This window comes from Micromonospora sp. NPDC023814, assembly GCF_040639595.1.
In the GTDB taxonomy this organism is placed as follows: Bacteria; Actinomycetota; Actinomycetes; order Mycobacteriales; family Micromonosporaceae; genus Micromonospora.
This window is the reverse complement of record NZ_JBFAAF010000015.1, coordinates 60,261-78,399: the sequence shown is the minus strand read 5'-3', so window position 1 is coordinate 78,399 and position 18,139 is coordinate 60,261. Positions and strand designations below refer to the sequence as shown.

Here is an 18,139-nt window from a genome sequence, read left to right as displayed (position 1 = left end):
CGGCCGCCCGGCGGGTCCGGCTAGTCGATGCCGGCCATCCAGGCGGGCGTGGACGCGTCCGGCTCGCCCGGCACGTGGTCGTCCACCACCCGCCAGCCGTCGGGCCCCTCGCGGAGCAGCAGGAAGCCGACGACCTCGCTGGACGGGGCTCCCACGCCGTAGACGTCGCCGCCGTCCACGGTGGCCACCTTGATCGCACAGACCGCGTCCGGATCGGGTTTCGCCTGCGCGCACTGCCCCACGTAGCGGGCCCCGGAGGCGGGCCGAGAGGTGGCGGGCCACCGCCTGGTCCACGCTGGCGAACCCACCGCCGCCCGGGGACGACGACGCCTCGGGCGCGGTGGTGCCCCCGGCGGTCGGCGTCGGCCCGGTCACCGTCCTACTTGGACGGTCGGGCCCGCAGGCGGCGAGCGCGCCCGACACCAGCACGGCGGCGACGATCCGGCAGAACCGGGACACCGGCGCTCCTCTCTTCGGGAAACGACCTGCACCGGAGATCATCGCACCGGCGGTGGCGCCTCCGGTTGACAGTGGCCCCCGAGTGGACATGCTGGACGGGTGAGGTTTCCCAGGCCCGACGCGCGGACCAAGGCGGTCGTCGCGGCGCTGGCGGCGGTCTCGCTGCTGGCGACGCTGGTCGTGCGCGGCCGTCAGGATCTCCTCGGGGTGGTCCTGGCGCTGCTCTGCGTCCTGATGGTGATGATCGCGGCGGTGTCGGTGGCGGCGGCCCGCGAGGAGGGCGGGCGGCGACCGGCGGTCACGCCGACCGTCCCGGGGCAGCCGGCGGGCGGCCTGTACGGCATCGACGCCGACACGCTGGAAACGCTGGACGGCAGGGAGGCGGTCCGCGCGATGCGGGAGCGCCGCCGGGGGCGCGGCTCAGCGACCGGTGAGGGTGGGTGACGCGAGCGCGTCCAGCCCGCGCCCGGCCAGGCAGCGGTACGTCCGGTCGGCGTCGACCGTCGGAGGCAGCACCTCCAGGTTCCAGCCGTCGGCGTGGCCCATCCCGCTGGTGAGCCGGAAGGTGGTCTCGTTGCAGACCCGGCGCACCGCCGGGGCCTCGCTGACCCGGGTGTGGTCCGCGCCGACCAGGGTGTCGGGGAGCCTGCCCTCGGCGTAGCTCTCCCAGGTGTGGTCGCCGTCGCAGGGCACCCGGGCCGCCCTGGCCCGCGCGCCGCGCACCTCCATCGGCCCGAAGCACTCCAGCTCGTCGGCGCAGCCCGCCCCGTCGGGCAACCCGGTGGCCGCGGCGCAGGCGGGCAGCACCCCGCTCGTCGCGGCCACGTCGGCCGTCGGGGACGGGGCCGGGGTGGCCGCCGGGCCGGCGAGCCAGGCGCCGGCGCTGGCCGAGGCGGCCAGCGCGACCATCCCGGCGCCGCCGAGGAACCAGCGCCGCCGGCGCCGCCGGTCGGAGGTGGGCACCGTCGGGTGCATGTCCTCCACCGGCGGCCGGGGCGCGGGCCGGGTCGTGCGGCCGGCGGCGTACGGGCCGGAGGCGGCGGGACCGCCGCTGCCCGGGGAGCCCGGCACCGGTGCGCCGCCGACCGGCGGGCCGGCCGGGTCGAGCGGCAGGCCGACCAGCAGGTCGCGCAGCTCGACGGCCGACGGACGCTCCCCCGGGTCGTTGGACATGCCGACCCGGAGCACGTCGATCAGCTCGTCCGGCACGCCGGGCAGGCCGGGGACCGGCTGGTGGAACATCTCCAGCACCGTCACCAGGCTGGGATTGCGCTCGGACTGCCAGCGCGGCGGGCGCCCGTGCATGACCGCGTAGAGGGTCGCGCAGAGGGCGTAGACGTCGACGGCGGGAGACGGCGGCGCGTGGTTGAACATCTCCGGCGGCGCGTACGCCGGGGTGAGCACCTCCAGAGCGACCGAGGCGTCGCGCATCTCGGCCACCACGGCCAGCCCGAAGTCGGCCAGCACCGCCGAGTTGAAGTGCGAGTAGAGGATGTTCGCCGGCTTGACGTCGCGGTGCAGCACGCCGGCCGCGTGCGAGTGGGCGACCGCGTCGGCGATCTTGACGCCGAGGTCGCGGGCCTCGGCCGGCCCGAGCGGCGACGTCCGCATCCGCTCCGCGTACGAGCCGTCGCAGAGTTCCATGATCAGGTAGGGGTGCTGGTCGACCGTGACCCCGACGTCGAAGAGGTCCACCACGTGCGGGTGGGACGACATCCGCCCGGCGGCCCGCGCCTCGCGCAGGAACCGGGCCTGGTCCCGCTCGCTGTCCAGGGTGCGATTCTCCACCTTGACCGCGACCTCGCGCCCCACCGAGATCTGGGTCGCCTTGTAGATGGTCGCGTATCCTCCCCGGGCGAAGACCCTCAAATCAGTCAGACCGGGCACGATGGGCAACGGCAGGGCGCCGGGCGGGGTCTCGGTCACAGTTCTAGAAAATACCCAACCGGACGGGCCGCTCAGTGCACCGCGTCGGGGGCCGGGGCGGCACCAGCGGAAAGGCGGCTCCCGCCCCCGCCGGCCGCCGGGCCCGCGCGCCGTGCGTCCCACCAGAGCCCGGCGGCGGTCGCCACCGCGCCGAGGCCCTCCCAGGCGGCCACCCCGAAGAACCGGCCGGGCGCGATGTCCGCCAGCACCGCGATGGCGAACACGGTGAACGTGACCAGCCGGAACACCACCGTGAAGCGGTAGAACGGGCGCCACTCGGTCGCGGTGGCGAGCAGGTAGTAGACCCCCATGTTGAACGAGGCCATCGAGGACGCCAGGAGGAAGGTGCCGGTGTGGTCGCCGGCCGCGCGGGTCGCCGGCACCTCGAAGCCGAGCAGGCGCAGCAGCGCCTCGGGCCAGAGCAGCCCGACCACGCCCATGAGCAGGGCCAGCACGCCGAAGACCGCGATCGTCCATCCCGCGGCCGAACGCGGCAACCTCATCCCGGCCCCTCCCAGACCCGGCGCGGTCGACACTGGACCGCCCCTCCGGCCTGACACGCTATCGGCCACCCCCGACAGACGACATCACCGGAACCGTCAGACCTGCCCGGGCGGGCCCCGCCGAGCCGGCCAGGGGTCAGCCGGTGGCGAGGCGGGCGCGGAGGGCGTCGGCGGCGGCGCGCTCGCTGCGCTGCTCGGTCCCGTACGCCAGGCGCACCGCCTCCTCGGCGGCGGCCAGCGCCTCCGCCGGCCGGCCGCACGCGGCCAGCGCCTCGGCGAGCACCATCGCGCCGACCACCTGGCTGCGCACGTCCTCCGCCGGGGCGGCGACCGCCCGCCGGGCCCAGTCCAGCGCCTGCTCGCGCTGGCCGTGGGCGAGCAGCGCGGCGGCGTACCGGGCCATCGTCTGGCGGCGGGAGAAGAGCAGCGAGGGCACGGTCGCGGCGACGGTGGCGACCGGGGCGAGCAGCCCGACCGCGGTGGCGGAGTCGCCCGCGGCGAGCCGGGCGGTGGCCAGCAGCACCCGGGGCGCCACCTGGGCGGGCGCCTGCGGATTGTGCGGCTCGACGGCGGTCAGCACCGAGCGGGCGGCGCGTTCGGCCGTGTCGTAGTCGCCCATGTCCAGCGCCACGAACCCCCGCAGCGTGCCGGCCATGCCGGTGAGCAGCGGGTGCGACGTCCGATGGGCGTGCCCCAGCGCGTCGGTGAGCAGGTCGGCGGCGTGTTCCGGCTCGCCCAGCCCGCGCGCCACCACCCCCCGGACGACCAGCGCGAAGCCCTGCCCCCAGTCGTCGGAGGCGGCGGCGAACTCCCGGTACGCACGGCGGGCACCCCGGTCCGCCTCGCCCAGCTCGCCCAGCTCGGCGGTGGCGTACGCCTCCACCGCCCGCAGCGTGCCCACCGCCCACGCCTCGCCGACCCGCTCGCCGAACGGCAGGAAGACCCGCGCCATCCGGCACGCCTCCCGCAGCCGGCCCGCCAGCAGCCGGGCGAACGCGGTGGTGCCCCGCAGCCACGCCCGCCCGTACGGGTCCTTCAGCTCGGCGAAGAGGCGGGCGGCCCGGCCGAGCACCGCGTCGGTCCCGGCGAAGTCTCCCCGGGTGGTGGTGACCCAGGCCAGGTTCTGCAACGACCACGCCTGCCCCCGGCGGTCCTGCGCCTGGCGGCTCACCTGGTACGAGGCGGCGAGCCGGCTGCTCGCCTGCCCCAGCCGCCCGGCGATGAAGTCGGCCATGCCGAGGCGGCGCATCGCCGAGGCGCGCAGGGTCGGCAGGCCGCCGTCGGTGGCCACCTGCAACGCCTCCTGCCAGCAGGCCGCCGACCGCGCCTGGTCGCCCATGGTCTGGTGGGCCTGCCCGGCGAGCAGCAGCGCGCTGGCCCGGACGGCCGACTCGTCGCCGGCGTTGGCCGCGATCTTCTCGGCGGAGGCGAGCGCGTCGGCGGGCCGGCCGATCTGGAGCAGCGCCCGGGCGTGCACCACCCGGTCGGCCGCCGGCACCCCGTCGCGGGCCAGCTCGGCGGCGCGTTCGGCGTACTCCACGGCGAGCGCGGGCTCGCCCGCCTGCAGCGACCGGCGGGCGGCCCCGCCGAGCGCGGCGACGCCCAACGGGACGACGGTCCGCGCCGGGGCGTCCGGCCGCAGCCCGACCGCGTCGGCCAGCGCGGCGGCCCGCTCCACGTGCTGGGCCACGAAGACGTCCCGGGCCGCCCCGGTGAAGCCGCCCGGCGCGCCCGCCCCGGCCGGCGGGTCGGTCGCGGCCCAGCGGGCCAGCGCCGCGTGCCGCTCGGCCAGCTCGGCCTTGCTCACCCCGGCGTACGCGGCCTCCCGCATCAGCGGGGTGGCGAAGGCGTACCCGGTGCGGGTGCGGTGCAGCATCCGGCGTTGCAGCAGCTCCTCGACGGCCCGCTCCAGCTCGACGGCGACCACCGCCGCCGGGCGGCCGTCCCGGCCGGCCCGCTGCTCGCGCAGCGCCTCCAGCGCCCCGGCCGGCACGGTGTCGCCGACCACGGCCGCGTCCCGCAGCACCGAGCGGGCGTCGACGGGCAGCGCGTCGATACGCGCGGCGAGCACCGCGGCCAGGTCGCGGGAGAGCAGGCGGCTGCCGAGCGAGCCGGGCGCCAGCCGCCAGGCTCCCGGGCTCGGGGCGTTCCGGTCGGCGACGGCGGTCAGGGCGCCCCGCTCCATCAGCAGGGTGACCAGCTCGGCCAGGTAGAACGGGTTGCCCTGGGCGGTGGCGAGCAGCCGGTCGGTGTCGGCCTGCGGCAGCTTGCCCCCGCCGAGATAGCTGGTGAGCAGCCGGGCCGCGTCGGCGCCGCGCAGCGGTGGCAGCGCGTGCACCTCGGCGTCGGCCACCCGGGTCAGCGCCCCGGCGGTGCGCACCAGCTCGGGGCGGCCGAGCAGCAGCACCAGCACCGGGCCGGCGAGCCGGGACAGGGCGAGCCCGAGCGCCCGGATGGTCTCCGCGGTCGCGTCGTGCAGGTCGTCGACGACGACCACCAGGGGCGCCTCCGCGGCGAGGGCGCTGAGCAGGTCCGCGACCGCGTTCGGCACGGCGTCGGCGTCGGCGGGCTGCTGGGGGTTGCTCCACTCGCCCTGGTCGGCCGGGCCGCCGCCGGGCAGTTCGGCGTAGCCGAGCAGGGCCATCAACTGGTCGGTGGCGACCGGGGCCGGGTCGCCACCCGCACGGCCGAGCCGCTGGTTGAGCCGGCGCAGCCGCTCCTCGACGGCCGGGCGGGTCAGCGCGGTGGCGGCGTCGTTGGGCAGGCCGACCGCCGCCCGGACCAGGTCGGCCAGGGGCGCGAGCCGCCGCCGCTCGCCGAACGCGGCGCAGCGCACCGACAGCACCCGGGCGCCGGTGTGCGCGGCGTACCGGCCGGCGCCCACGTCGTATCCGGCGGCGAGGCGTTCCACCTCGGCGGCGAACCGGGACTTGCCGAGCCCGGCCTCGGCGGTCATCAGGAGCACCCGGGGCTCGCCGCGGTCGATCACCTCGGCCAGCCGGCCGGCGACCCGGCCGATCTCGGTCTCCCGGCCGACGAACGGGGCCTCGTCACCGAGGCCGGACCGGGTGCCCGGCGCGTCCAGGAGGCCCAGCAGCTCGTACGCCTCGACCGGCTCGCGCTTGCCCTTGAGTCGCAGCGGTCGCAGCGCGCGCCAGGAGGCGACGTGCCGGGTGGCGGCGGAGGTGCGGGCCCCGGCGTAGACCGCGCCGACGGCGGCGGCGTCGGCCAGCCGGGCGGCGGTGTTCACGGTGTCGCCGATGACCGTGTACTCGATCGCGGCCTGGATCCCGGCGATCACGTCGCCGGTGTTCAGCCCGACCCGCAGGCCGAGCGGCGCGCCACCGCCCCGCTCGTCGTCGAGCACCCGGCGGACCGCCCGCTGCATGGACAGCGCGGCGCGGACCGCCCGCTCGGCGTCGTCCTCGTGCGCCACCGGCGCGCCGAAGACCGCCATGATCCCGTCGCCGGTGAGCTTGTCGACGTGCCCGCCGAAGGTCTTGACCGCGCCGGCCAGGGCGGCGAGCACCCGGTCGGTGACCGCGCCGACCCGTTCCGGGTCGAGGTCCTCGGACCAGGAGGTGAAGTCCGACAGATCGCCGAAGAGCACGGTGACCACGCGGCGCTCGGCGGCCGGCAGCGTCGCGGCGGCCGGCAGGGCGGCCCCGCAGTTGTGGCAGAACCGGGCGCCGGGGACGGCTACGGTTCCGCACACCGGGCAGGTCACGCTTGCTCCAACCCCGCGGCGCCCGCGCCGGATTCCCGCCCGAGGTGTTCCAGTTGGGCCCGCACCGACCACTCGGCCGCCCACCACAGCGACCGGTCGACGTCCGCGTAGACCTTCGCGACCACCTCCGCGGCGGTGGTGGCCCCCTCGGCGACCGCCGCCCGGACCTGGTCGAGCCGGGCCCGGCGGTGGGCGAGGTAGAACTCCGCGGCGGCGGCGCAGTCGGCCAGCGCCGGGCCGTGCCCCGGCAGCGCCGGGATCCCCCGGTACGTCGAGAGCAGCTCCAGGCTGGCCAGGTAGTCCCCGAGGTGCCCGTCGGGGTGGGCGACCACGGTGGTGCCCCGGCCCAGGATGGTGTCGCCGGTGAGCACGACCCGCTCGTCGCCGTGCGCGACGACGAAGCAGACCGAGTCGCCGGTGTGGCCGGGGGTCGGCACGAGCCGGATGTCCAGGCCGGGGCCGCCGAGGCCGTCGCCGGGCGTGGTCAGCGGCTCCCCGCCGAGGGTGTGCGCCGGGTCGGCCGCGCGCACGGGCACCCCGTCGAGCAGGTCGCGCAGGCGGGGCGAGCCCTCGGTGTGGTCCGGGTGGCCGTGGGTGATCAGCACCAGCCCGATCGGCCCCCGCGCGGCGATCGCGGCCAGGTGCTCCTCGTCGGCCGGGCCCGGGTCGACGACGACGGCGTGCTCCTGGCCGGGGGCGCGCAGCAGCCAGGTGTTGGTGCCGTCGAGCGTCATCGGCCCCGGATTCGGGGCACGCAGCAGCGTCACCCAACCCGGCAGCTGGTCGGCGAGCGCCGCTGCCGGCGCGGTGAAGTGCCCGGTCATGGCTGCGATCGTACGGCCCCCGCCGCCACTCCCCGCGATCTTGCAGTTTCCGCCCGGGATACGTCCCACTTCACGGCTTTTGCCGGGGCGGTCAGTGCAAGATCGCGGGGTGGGCGCGGGTCAGGCGACCTCGACGATGACCTCGACCTCGACCGGGGCGTCGAGGGGGAGCTCGGCGACGCCGACGGCGCTGCGGGCGTGGCGGCCGGCCTCACCGAAGACCGCGCCGAACAGGTCGGAGGCGCCGTTGATCACGCCGGGCACGGCGGTGAAGCCGGGGGCGGCGGCGACGAAGCCGGTCACCTTGACGACCTTGACGACGTTCTCCAGGCCGACCAGCGAGTCGATCGCGGCCAGCGCGTTGAGCGCGCACCGCTCGGCCAGATCCTTCGCCTGCTCGGCGGAGACGCCGGCGCCGACCTTGCCGGTGGCGAGCAGCTTCCCCTCGGCCATCGGCAGTTGCCCGGAGACGTAGACGAGTTGCCCGGACTGCACGGCCGGCACGTAGCTGGCCACGGGCGGGACCACCTCGGGCAGCGCGTGCCCGAGCTCGGCGAGCTTCCCGTGCGGACCGTTGCTCATGCCGCCACCTCGCTCCGCTCGGCGGCGCCACGAGGCACCGACGCGCCGAACCCGATGATTCGCTCGCTCCGCTCACTCATGCCGCTCACGCCTTCGGCCGCTTCAGGTACGCGACGAGCTGCTCCGGGTTCGGGCCGGGAACCACGGAGACGAGTTCCCACCCGTCCTCGCCCCAGTTGTCGAGGATCTGCTTGGTCGCGTGGACCAGCAGCGGGACCGTGGCGTATTCCCACTTCTGCATCGGTGGAGGGCTCCCTCGGATGGAGTACGACTCTTCGACGCACAGCCTACGGTCCGGCGGACGGTCGGGGCGCGGGACGCTGCTCCGGGGCGGTGGGCGCTTCCCCGCAGGGGCCACTGTGCTCGTACGGCTGCGGGCAACGCGACCGGTCCGGCAGCAGCAGGTCGCAGAAGACCCGGTGCCGGTTGTTCTGGTCGTCCGCGGTGGACACGGTCGTCTCGCCCGCGTCCAGTTCCGGCAGGAAGCTCAGCGACGTGGCGACGGTGCCGGCCAGCGCGGTGGCCGCCGCCAGGTCGGCGACCCGGATCGGCAGGTGGATGACGTACCCGGGCTCCTCCTCGTCCCGGCCGCGCGCGCCGGGCCGGCCAGCCGTGCGCACCACCTCGACGGGCTGGGCGAACCGCCGGTACGACCGCTCGTTGATCGGCAGGCCGCCGGCCACGCCCTCGGTCTCGCCGGAGGAACCGGCCCCGGTCCGCCACGCCCGGTCACCCGCCGGGAACGGTGCTCGGGGGATGTTGTCCACGTCGCGCATGCCTTGCCTCCGGACGTCGTACCTGGTCACGTCATCGCCTTGCGGGCCCGGGCCCCGGTGCCCGACCTTTCCCCCGCGCCGGTGAGAACGTAGGACCGGAGGAAGAGTCCCGCCAACAGGACGCGCACACCCGGTCACGTCAAGTCACATATGCGACACATTCCTGGTCAGGGACGCGACCCCACCTGCCGCCCCGCGAACCGGCCGGCCGACCGCTACCCTTCCGGTCGGACGGGCGCTCGCCGGCTCGCCGCCAGCTCGATCACGCTCGTCGCCGGGGCAGGCGACGACGTCGCACCCCGGGGGAAGAGATGACCCAACCACCCAGTGGCGGCCCCACCGGATCGCCGGCCGGCCAGCCGGACGTCCCGGCCACTCCCGGCGCCGCCGTGCCGCCCGCGCCGGCAGCAGCCCCGGACCCGTCGGTCCCGCCGCCCCCGGCCGGGTTTCCCCCGTACCAGCCGCCCGCCGCACCGAAGAAGAAGCGCGGCGTGCTGATCGCCGCCGTCGCCCTGGCCGTGATCCTGCTGCTGTGCGCCGGCGGCGGCGTCGTCACCTTCCTGACGCTGCGCAACGCCGAGAGCGGCGAGGGCGCCAAGGAACCGACGGTCGCCGTGGACCAGTTCCTCACCGCCGTCTACAAGGACCGCGACGCGGGCCGGGCGACCGCCCTGGTCTGCTCCTCGTCCCGCGACGAGGAGAAGATCGCCGCCAAGGTCGCCGAGGTCGAGAAGTACGTCTCGGCCCACCAGAACCCCCGGTTCCGGTGGAGCAGCCCGAAGGTGGACAACCAGACCGGCGACCGCGCCACGGTCACCACCAAGGTCACCGTGACCACCGCCGACGAGAAGGTCGCCGACCAGGACCTGCGGTTCACCGTGGTGAAGAAGACGGGTTGGTGGGTCTGCGAGGTCGCCTGAGCCCGGCCGCTGGATAGGCTCGACGGGTGCGAGCAGCAGAGCGGCCGGCCGATCCGGCCGGCACCCAGTGGCCGGCCCGCCTCCACGTCGTGACCGGCAAGGGCGGCACCGGCAAGACCAGCGTCGCGGCCGCCCTGGCCCTGGCCCTGGCCGCCGGTGGCCGGCGCACGCTGCTGGTGGAGGTCGAGGGGCGGCAGGGCATCGCCCAGCTCTTCGGCACCGACCCGCTGCCCTACGAGGAGCGGCACCTGACCGACGCGCCGGGCGGCGGCGAGGTGCGGGCCCTGGCGGTGGACGCCGAGGAGGCCCTCCTCGAGTACCTGGACATGTTCTACAAGCTCGGCGCGGCGGGCCGGGCGCTGCGCAAGTTCGGGGCGATCGACTTCGCCACCACCATCGCCCCGGGCCTGCGGGACGTCCTGCTCACCGGCAAGGTGAAGGAGGCGACCACCCGCACGGTCGACCAGCGGCGCGCGTACGACGCGGTGGTGCTGGACGCCCCGCCGACCGGGCGGATCGGCCGCTTCCTGAACGTCACCGCCGAGACGGCCCGGCTGGCCAAGGTCGGCCCGATCAAGACCCAGAGCGAGGGGGTCGCGGCGCTGCTGCGTTCCCCGATCACCGCCGTGCACGTGGTGACCCTGCTGGAGGAGATGCCGGTCCAGGAGACGGTCGACGCGATCGCCGAGCTGACCTCGTTCGGCTTCCCGGTGGGCCGGGTAATCGTCAACGGCGTCCGGCCGCCGCTGCCCGCGGGGCGCGCGGTGGGCCCGGCCGAGCTGGAGCGGGGGCTGCGCGCCGCCGGGCTGCCGGCCGACCGGGACACCGTCGCCGGGCTCGCCGTGGAGGCACGCGACCAGGCGATCCGCCGCGAGCTGGAGGATTCGCTGCGGGCCGACCTGGTGGAGCTGGGGCTGCCGCTGACCGAGCTGCCGCTGCTGCCCGACGGGGTGGACCGCGCCGGGCTGGACCGGCTGGCCGACGCCCTCCTCCGGGCGGATTGACTCACACCTGCCACCGGCACGGGCGCGGCGACCGACCCGGCCCGATACGCTCGATTGGTGCCTTCCGAAGACGCGGCGCCGCAGCTGGACGTCGACCAGATCCTCGCCGATCCCGGCGTGCGGATCGTGGTCTGCTGCGGGGCGGGCGGGGTGGGGAAGACGACCACGGCCGCCGCGCTCGCGCTGCGGGCCGCGGAGCAGCACGGCCGGCGGACGGTGGTGCTCACCATCGACCCGGCCCGCCGGCTGGCCCAGTCGCTCGGGCTGACCGAGCTGGACAACACCCCCCGCCAGGTCAAGGGGATCGACGTCGAGGCCAGCGGCGGCGAGCTGCACGCCATGATGCTGGACATGAAGCGCACCTTCGACGACGTGGTGCTCCAGCACACCGATCAGGCGAAGGCGGCGGAGATCTTCGCCAACCCCTTCTACCAGGCGATGAGCTCGACCTTCGCCGGCACCCAGGAATACATGGCGATGGAGAAGCTGGGCCAGTTGCACGCCCGGGGCGAGTGGGACCTGATCGTGGTGGACACCCCGCCGTCCCGCTCGGCGCTGGACTTCCTGGACGCCCCGGCCCGGCTGTCCCGCTTCCTCGACGGGCGGATGCTGCGGCTGCTGCTCGCCCCGGCGCGCACCGGCGGGCGGAGCATGTTCAGCCTGGTGACCGCCTCGTTCGGGATGTTCTCCAAGGTCGTGCAGAAGGTGCTCGGCGCCCAGTTGCTGACCGACCTCTCCGGTTTCGTCGCCGCGCTCGACTCGATGTTCGGCGGGTTCCGGCAGCGCGCCGAGCAGACGTACCGCATCCTCCAGGCGCGGGAGACGGCGTTTCTGCTGGTCGCGGCGCCAGAGCCGGACGCGGTCCGGGAGGCCGCCTACTTCGCGGGCCGGCTGCGCGAGGAGCGGATGCCGCTGGCGGGCCTGGTGCTCAACCGGGTGCACCGGCCGGCGGTGCCCGGCCTCGGCGCGGCGGAGAGCCTGGCCGCCGCGGAGCGCCTGGCCGACCTGGGTGGGCACGAGGGCACCGTCGACGTGCTGCGGGCCCACGCGGCCCTGGCCCAGCAGGCGGTACGCGAGCGGCAGGTGGCGGCCCGGTTCACGGAGGCGTTCCCGGCGGTGCCGGCGGTGTCCGTGACGGCGCAGCCCGCCGACGTGCACGACGTCGACGGGCTGCGGACGATCGGCGCGGCGATCAGCCGGCCGTGACGGCGCTCAGCCGGCGGCGGTGACGAGGATCTTGTCCTTGCCGGCCTTGTCCTTGGCGTTCTTCTTCATCGCGGCCTCGAACATCTTGCGCCAGCTCGTCACCTGGGGGTGACGGCGCAGCAGCGCGCGGCGTTCGCGTTCGGTCATGCCACCCCACACGCCGAACTCGATCCGGTTGTCCAGCGCGTCGGCCAGGCACTCGTACCGGACTGGGCAGCTCCGGCAGATCCGCTTGGCCACGTTCTGTTCGGCGCCCTGTACGAACAACGCGTCCGGGTCCCCGTTCTGACACGCCGCCAGCGACGGCCAGTCAGTGATCATGCCCATGTGTACTCGTCCCCCCTTGCAGTACCTACCGACCCCGTCGCGGACCAGCCGGCAATTCCCCCCGATCGCCCGGCGCGCCTTCCCCAAGGCCGCACGGACGACATGTGGCTCGGTCGCCGCCCCCATCATGCTCTGTAGTCACCTGATTACGCAACGTTGTCGGCTAAATCCATCATTCCGGACACTCCCGGCTTCCCGGGCTTCGCGACCGCCGGTTACCCCGCCGGAGTCCGTGAAAACGCTGCGGGCCCCCTCGGGAAGGAGGGAGACTCGACGCCGGATTCACGCAACCACGCACCGGGGGTCGTGCGTTTAGCACAACGAGGTCGGCGCGCGCAGGAAATGGGGAAAGAAGCCCCGGCGCCCCTCGTTCCCTACTCGCGTACCCTGTCGAGGTGACCTGGATGCGGAAACGTGACCACAATGTGCTGACCAACGCCGCATCGCTACTCATATGTGGCCTGCTGGCCGGCGTGGTGGTCGCGGCAGCGGCCTTCCCCGCGGTGGCGATGTCCGGCCTGGCCGCCAAGGCCGGCGCCGAGACCTTCGGCGCGTTGCCCAAGGAGCTGACCGTGGCCCGCGCGCCGCAGATCAGCTACCTGTACGCCGCCGACGGCAAGACCCCGCTGGCGACCATGTACGACGAGAACCGTCGGGACGTGAAGCTGGCCGACATCGCGCCCATCATGCAGAAGGCGATCATCGCCGCCGAGGACCACGACTTCTACAAGCACAACGGCGTGGACCTCAACGGCATCGCCCGGGCCTTCGTCAACAACCAGTCCGGCGCGTCCAGCCAGCAGGGCGCCTCGACGCTGACCATGCAGTACGTCCGCCTGGCCATCGCCTACTCGGCGACCCACCCGGCCGACGTGGTCGCGGCCACCGAGGACACCAGCGCCCGCAAGCTGCGCGAGATGCGCTACGCCATCCAGATCGACAAGGAGCTCTCCAAGGACGAGATCCTGGAGCGCTACCTGAACATCGCCGCCTTCGGCAACGGCGCGTACGGCATCTACGCCGCCAGCCAGGTCTACTTCAACAAGCCGCCGAGCAAGCTCAAGATCGAGGAAGCGGCCATGCTCGCCGGCATGGTGAAGGCGCCGAGCACCAACGACCCGACCACCAAGAGCGGCTACAAGGCGGCGGTCGAGCGGCGCAACTACGTCATCCAGAACATGGTCGAGATCGGCGCCATCACCCAGCAGGAGGCGGACGCGGCGAAGGCCGTCGAGCTCGAGGTCACCGGCAAGCGGGCGCCCAACGGCTGCGTCTCGACCAACGAGAAGGGCTGGGGCTTCTTCTGCGACTACTTCTACCGCTGGTGGATGCAGCAGGAGACCTTCGGCTCGACCTCGTACGACCGGGAGCGGCGGCTCAAGAGCGGCGGCTACACCGTGATCACCACGCTCGACCCGCAGGCCCAGCGGGGCGCCGACAAGGCCGTCCGCAAGGCCAAGCCGGAGAAGAGCAAGGAAGCCGCCATGGTGGCGGTGGTCGAGCCCGGCACCGGCCGGGTCCGGGCGCTGGCGGTCAACCGCACCTTCAAGCTCGACGACCCGAAGAAGCCGGCGAACAAGCCGCACAGCGACCCGAAGCAGCGCAAGAAGGGCAAGCTCGGCAACTACCCGAACACGGTGAACCCGCTGCTCACCGGCGGCGACGGCATCACGGGCTACCAGGCTGGCTCGACCTTCAAGATCTTCACCATCGTGGCCGCGCTGGAGAAGGGCATCCCGCTCGGCTACACGATCAACGCTCCGCAGCAGTTCAAGTCGGAATACATCATCGACAGCAGCAGCCCGGCGGCGTGCCCCGGCACCCACTTCTACTGCCCCACCAACTCCGGCAAGAAGGCCGGCGGCGTGCAGAACATGTGGAGCGCCTTCGCCTCCTCCATCAACACGTACTTCGTGCCGTTGCAGCAGCAGGTCGGCGCCGAGAACGTGGTCGACGTGGCCAAGCGGCTCGGCATCCAGTTCCGGCAGAGCGAGGACGCGAAGTTCGCCAGCACCAAGGACTACGCGCACCAGTGGGGCGCCTTCACGCTCGGCGTCTCGCAGACCACCCCGCTGGAGCTGGCCAACGCCTACGCCACCCTCGCCGCGGACGGCAAGTACTGCGAGCCGATCCCGGTGCAGGAGATCAAGGACCCGGAGGGCAAGAAGCTCGACATCGCCAACCCGCGCTGCGAGAAGCGGGTCAGCACCGAGGTGGCCCGCGCCGCCGTGGACGCGGCCCGCTGTCCGGTCGGTGACAACTCCTCCACCAGCAGGTGCGGCGGCAGCCGTACGGCCGCGAACGTCAGGGGCATCGTCGACGCGCCGGTGGCCGGCAAGTCCGGCACCACCGACTCGGAGAAGACCGCCTCGCTGGTCGCGATGACCAAGCAGTACGCGGTGGCCGGCATCATGGCCGACCCGGACTGGCCGCAGACCAACGTCAGGATGAAGCACAAGGAGCGCGACGGCATCAACCCGCCGGTCTACGAGACGCTGCGCGACGCCATGAAGGGCAAGAAGCGGATCAACTTCGAGCCCCCGGGCCAGAAGATCTCCGAGGGCGACCAGCGCCGTATCCCGGACGTGAAGTGCCTGGACGTGGAGCAGGCGAAGTCCCGGATCGAGGCGGAGGGCTTCGACGCGGTCGTCTCCGACATCAAGGTCCCGTCGAGCTGCGCCCCGGGCAAGGCGGCGGGCACCAGCCCCGACGGCCGGACCATCAAGGGCGGCGTGGTGACCATCCAGATCAGCGCCGGCGGCGGCACCGCCCCGGGCAGCGGCACCAAGCCGACCAACCCGGGCCGTCCGCCGGGCCGCAACGGCGGCTGAGCCGCCCGGACCGACGGGAACGGGCGGGCACCCCACGCGGGGGTGCCCGCCCGTTTCGCGTACGCGGATCGGGTCGCGTGGCGGCTCAGAGGCCGAGCTGCCGGCGTACCTCCGCGGCCACCCGACCGCCCTCGGCCCGGCCGGCCACCGCGGCCTGGGCCGCCTTCATGGCCGGGCCCATCTGCGCCTTGCCGGTGAAACCACCCGCGGCGAGCGCCCCCGCGACCAGCTCGGTCAGCTCGGCCTCGGAGAGCTGCTTCGGCAGGTAGCGCTCCAGCACCTCGCCCTCGGCGGTCTCCTTCGTGGCCTGCTCGGTGCGGCCGGCGTCGGCGAAGGCGGTCGCGGCCTCCCGGCGCTTCTTCGCCTCCTTGGTCAGCACCGCGAGCACCTCGTCGTCGGTGAGCTCGCGCTTGGCCTTGCCGGCGACCTCGGCGGTGCCGACGGCGGCGAGCGCCATCCGCAGGGTGGAGGTGGTCAGCTCGTCGCGCGCCTTGAGAGCGGCGCGCATGTCGGCGGTCAGACGGTCCTTCAGCGTGCTCATGGACGGTGAAACTACCCTGAACTCCATGCGAAAGCGCACACTATTCCGGCTTGCGACCGGGACCGCCGCGTTGGGCGCGGCGACCCTGGCGTACGCGTCGCTCGTCGAGCGCAACATGTTCACCCTGCGGCGGTACGACGTGCCGGTGCTGCCGGCCGACGCCGAGCCGCTGCGCGTCCTGCACCTGTCCGACCTGCACATGATGCCGAACCAGGGGCGCAAGCAGCGCTGGGTGGCGTCGCTGGCCGCGCTCGACCCCGACCTGGTCGTGGTGACCGGGGACAACATGGCGCACCCCGGCGCCGTACCCGGCGTGCTGCGCGCCCTCCAGCCGCTCCTCGACTACCCGGGGGCCTTCGTCTTCGGCTCCAACGACTACACCGGGCCGGTCTGGAAGAACCCGTTCACCTACTTCCTGCCCGACCGCGAGTACACCGAGGGCGCGGAACTGCCGCACGAGGAGCTGCGCGACGTCCTCACCGGGGCCGGCTGGGCGGACCTGAACAACGCCCGCACCGTCGTCAAGGCCGGCGGCCGGGCGGTCGAGCTGCTCGGGGTCGACGACCCGCACATCGAGCGGGACGACTACGACTCCGTCGCCGGGCCAGTGTCGCCCGCGGCCGACCTGTCGATCGCGCTGACCCACTCCCCCGAGCCGGCCGTGCTCGACCGGATGGCCGCCGACGGCTTCGGGCTGCTGCTCGCCGGGCACACCCACGGCGGCCAGGTCTGCGTGCCGGGCGTCGGGGCGCTGGTCACCAACTGCGGCCTGCCCCGCTCCATGGCCCGCGGCCTGCACCGCTGGCCCGGGTCCGACTCCTGGCTGCACGTCTCCGCCGGCCTCGGCACCCACCCGACCGCGCCGGTCCGGTTCGCCTGCCCGCCGGAGGTGAGCGTGCTCACCCTGATCCCCCGCTGATCCGTACGCCGGCAGGCCGGGCCGGTTCCCCCGGCCTGCCGGGACAGTGCTGCCGATCGCCCTGTCGAGCTGCCCCGTCCATGGGACCGGGCGAGCCGCCCGGACCACCGGGGGGTACCGAGTTTGACCACCGGAGCGGGTGGGCTACTATTTGTCGGCACGCCTCGGGGTGTGGCGCAGCTTGGTAGCGCGCTTCGTTCGGGACGAAGAGGTCGTCGGTTCGAATCCGGCCACCCCGACCAGAGGTAACAGCAGGTCAAGGCCCCTCCGCGGAGGGGCCTTGATTCGTTTCCGACGATCATTGCTCCGCCGGAGGCAGCGAGAAGGCAGCAAACGACGCGAGCACCCTGCGATCCCGGTCCCGGGTCGAGTGCGTGTACCGGTCCAGAGTCGTGGACGTCTGCTCGTGTCCCATCACCTTCGCCACACCGTCAAGGGAGCAGGTGGGCTGTGGTGATCATGTCGCGCCGATCAGGAGGTGACCCGTCGGGGAGTAGTCGATCTTCCAGTCGGTGTAGACGCCAAGAGTGCCGTCCTCGGTGCAGCGGAGTGCGACGCTGACCCACCGGACCTCACCGTCGGTGCGCAGAGCGAACCCGATGGCGACCTGGAAGGCTTCGCCGCCGCATGGGCAGACGCATTCCTCAGGGTCGCCGTCTTGCCAGTAGTCGGCACTGTCCGCGATCAAGGCGTGGTCGCCGCAGGTCAAGCACCGTGTCTGTGCGCACCCGTTCTCGTCGTCGGCGAGGACCGCGAAGGTGTTGCCGTCGCATCGTTGGCAGACCATCTCCTTGACGCGAGCCACCGGGTAACCGCCGGGCTGGTAGTCGCGGAGGTAGTCGGTGAGGTCGGCGAAGTCGTCGCCGCGCCAGAACTTGCCGGTGGTGTCGATCGCCACCGGAGCAGCGTGCCTGGTTCGGCTGATCCTGTCGAGGCCGACATTGCCATTCGGGGTTCGTGAACAGCCGGTATGTCTCTCTCGCGAGGTAACGCTTCAAGCACGGTTCAGGTCCGACCTATGACGTCGCCGGTGAGGGCCGCCACTTCGGACGGACCGGCGGGCGGCGCGCTCAGTCGTGGCGTTCGGTGCGGGCGATCTCGGCGAACGCGGCGGTCAGGTAGCCGTCGAGCGGCCGGCCGGTCGCGGCGAGCAGGTCGGCCACGAGCAGCGGCGCGTGCCGCGCCACGGCCGGCGGGTCGGGCGGGGACTCGTCGCCGTCCGGGTCGTAGACGCCGAGGGCGCCCGCCAACAGGACGAGCACCACGTGCGGGTCGACGTCGGGCCGCCACTGCGCCGCGCCCCGGACGCAGCGTTCGAGCACCTGCCGCACGTCGTCGCCGTCCAGGCCGTCCGGGTGGCCCTCCTCGAGCAGCAGCCGGACCACCGCGCCGAGGACCAGGCCGGACCGTTCGGCCGCGGCGAGCCGGGCCACCGAGACGTCGTACGCCTCGGGGTCGCGTTCGCGCGCGGCGGCGACCGCGTCGGCGGCGGCGGTGGCGATCTCGCGGGCCGGTGCGGGCAGGTGTCGCCAGGTGGTCGTGGTCATCCCGGCCAGCATCGCAGACGGGCCCGACAGCGAGCCGGCCCCGGCAC

The 18,139-nt window shown here is 74.1% G+C and carries 18 protein-coding genes and 1 tRNA gene; 7 read left to right on the top strand and 12 right to left on the bottom strand.

From position 1 onward, the window contains the following. Window positions 1-20 precede the first annotated feature (20 nt). Window positions 21-179, bottom strand: a complete 159-nt coding sequence (locus tag AB0G14_RS11160) for a hypothetical protein (protein ID WP_357696088.1) — start codon at window positions 177-179, stop codon at window positions 21-23. A gap of 379 nt (window positions 180-558) precedes the next feature. Between AB0G14_RS11160 and AB0G14_RS11155 the strand changes: the two genes are divergently transcribed. Continuing rightward, complete coding sequence (locus AB0G14_RS11155; protein WP_357696086.1) at window positions 559-903, top strand: hypothetical protein; 345 nt, start codon at window positions 559-561, stop codon at window positions 901-903. Here the strand turns inward: AB0G14_RS11155 and AB0G14_RS11150 are convergent. The 7 genes from AB0G14_RS11150 to AB0G14_RS11120 form a co-directional block, all read right to left on the bottom strand. After that, the gene (locus tag AB0G14_RS11150) at window positions 880-2,385 is read right to left on the bottom strand and encodes a protein kinase (RefSeq protein ID WP_357696084.1); all 1,506 of its coding nucleotides are present in this window, start codon (window positions 2,383-2,385) and stop codon (window positions 880-882) included. The two genes, AB0G14_RS11155 and AB0G14_RS11150, sit on opposite strands and share 24 nt — an antisense overlap. A 32-nt stretch (window positions 2,386-2,417) precedes the next feature. Further along, entirely contained in the window at window positions 2,418-2,888 is a 471-nt protein-coding gene (locus tag AB0G14_RS11145) for a hypothetical protein (RefSeq protein ID WP_357696083.1), read from the bottom strand. Between the two features lie 136 nt (window positions 2,889-3,024). Further along, entirely contained in the window at window positions 3,025-6,615 is a 3,591-nt protein-coding gene (locus tag AB0G14_RS11140; protein WP_357696082.1) for an adenylate/guanylate cyclase domain-containing protein, read from the bottom strand. Next, window positions 6,612-7,439, bottom strand: coding sequence for an MBL fold metallo-hydrolase (locus AB0G14_RS11135; protein WP_357696081.1), 828 nt, complete (start codon window positions 7,437-7,439; stop codon window positions 6,612-6,614). Before AB0G14_RS11135 ends, AB0G14_RS11140 begins: the two co-directional genes overlap by 4 nt. Window positions 7,440-7,559: 120 nt before the next feature. Then, window positions 7,560-8,021 carry a RidA family protein gene (locus AB0G14_RS11130; protein ID WP_357696079.1) on the bottom strand — a complete coding sequence of 154 codons (462 nt, stop codon included), beginning with the start codon at window positions 8,019-8,021 and terminating at the stop codon, window positions 7,560-7,562. 85 nt (window positions 8,022-8,106) lie between these two features. Then, entirely contained in the window at window positions 8,107-8,262 is a 156-nt protein-coding gene (locus tag AB0G14_RS11125) for a DUF4177 domain-containing protein (protein WP_013736319.1), read from the bottom strand. A 46-nt stretch (window positions 8,263-8,308) separates the two neighbouring features. After that, the gene (locus AB0G14_RS11120; protein ID WP_357696161.1) at window positions 8,309-8,797 is read right to left on the bottom strand and encodes a hypothetical protein; all 489 of its coding nucleotides are present in this window, start codon (window positions 8,795-8,797) and stop codon (window positions 8,309-8,311) included. Window positions 8,798-9,108: 311 nt separating this feature from the next. Here AB0G14_RS11120 and AB0G14_RS11115 point away from each other — a divergent pair, with 311 nt between their 5' ends. Genes AB0G14_RS11115 through AB0G14_RS11105 form a run of 3 tightly spaced genes read left to right on the top strand, consistent with a single transcriptional unit; the run spans window position 9,109 to window position 11,927 of the window. Beyond that, a complete protein-coding gene (locus AB0G14_RS11115; protein WP_357696076.1) occupies window positions 9,109-9,717 on the top strand; it encodes a hypothetical protein in 609 nt (202 codons plus the stop codon). Between the two features lie 26 nt (window positions 9,718-9,743). Continuing rightward, window positions 9,744-10,721: an ArsA-related P-loop ATPase gene (locus tag AB0G14_RS11110; RefSeq protein WP_357696074.1), complete on the top strand. Its 978-nt coding sequence runs from the start codon at window positions 9,744-9,746 to the stop codon at window positions 10,719-10,721. Window positions 10,722-10,775: 54 nt separating this feature from the next. Continuing rightward, entirely contained in the window at window positions 10,776-11,927 is a 1,152-nt protein-coding gene (locus AB0G14_RS11105; RefSeq protein ID WP_350679355.1) for an ArsA-related P-loop ATPase, read from the top strand. Between the two features lie 6 nt (window positions 11,928-11,933). Here the strand turns inward: AB0G14_RS11105 and AB0G14_RS11100 are convergent, their stop codons facing one another. Beyond that, window positions 11,934-12,254: a WhiB family transcriptional regulator gene (locus AB0G14_RS11100; protein ID WP_319460489.1), complete on the bottom strand. Its 321-nt coding sequence runs from the start codon at window positions 12,252-12,254 to the stop codon at window positions 11,934-11,936. A gap of 404 nt (window positions 12,255-12,658) precedes the next feature. On the opposite strand from AB0G14_RS11100, the gene AB0G14_RS11095 reads away from it, so the two are divergent. Next, window positions 12,659-15,085, top strand: a complete 2,427-nt coding sequence (locus tag AB0G14_RS11095; RefSeq protein WP_357696071.1) for a penicillin-binding protein — start codon at window positions 12,659-12,661, stop codon at window positions 15,083-15,085. A gap of 85 nt (window positions 15,086-15,170) precedes the next feature. Here AB0G14_RS11095 and AB0G14_RS11090 read toward each other — a convergent pair whose 3' ends face one another. Continuing rightward, the gene (locus AB0G14_RS11090) at window positions 15,171-15,626 is read right to left on the bottom strand and encodes a GatB/YqeY domain-containing protein (RefSeq protein WP_357696069.1); all 456 of its coding nucleotides are present in this window, start codon (window positions 15,624-15,626) and stop codon (window positions 15,171-15,173) included. Window positions 15,627-15,651: 25 nt separating this feature from the next. On the opposite strand from AB0G14_RS11090, the gene AB0G14_RS11085 reads away from it, so the two are divergent. Beyond that, a complete protein-coding gene (locus AB0G14_RS11085; RefSeq protein WP_357696067.1) occupies window positions 15,652-16,545 on the top strand; it encodes a metallophosphoesterase in 894 nt (297 codons plus the stop codon). A 165-nt stretch (window positions 16,546-16,710) separates the two neighbouring features. Continuing rightward, window positions 16,711-16,787 (top strand) — tRNA-Pro (locus tag AB0G14_RS11080). A 215-nt stretch (window positions 16,788-17,002) separates the two neighbouring features. Here AB0G14_RS11080 and AB0G14_RS11075 read toward each other — a convergent pair. Both AB0G14_RS11075 and AB0G14_RS11070 read right to left on the bottom strand, forming a co-directional pair. After that, the gene (locus AB0G14_RS11075; RefSeq protein ID WP_357696065.1) at window positions 17,003-17,443 is read right to left on the bottom strand and encodes a hypothetical protein; all 441 of its coding nucleotides are present in this window, start codon (window positions 17,441-17,443) and stop codon (window positions 17,003-17,005) included. 172 nt (window positions 17,444-17,615) lie between these two features. Beyond that, the gene (locus tag AB0G14_RS11070) at window positions 17,616-18,092 is read right to left on the bottom strand and encodes a hypothetical protein (protein ID WP_357696063.1); all 477 of its coding nucleotides are present in this window, start codon (window positions 18,090-18,092) and stop codon (window positions 17,616-17,618) included. Between the last annotated feature and the right edge of the window lie 47 nt (window positions 18,093-18,139).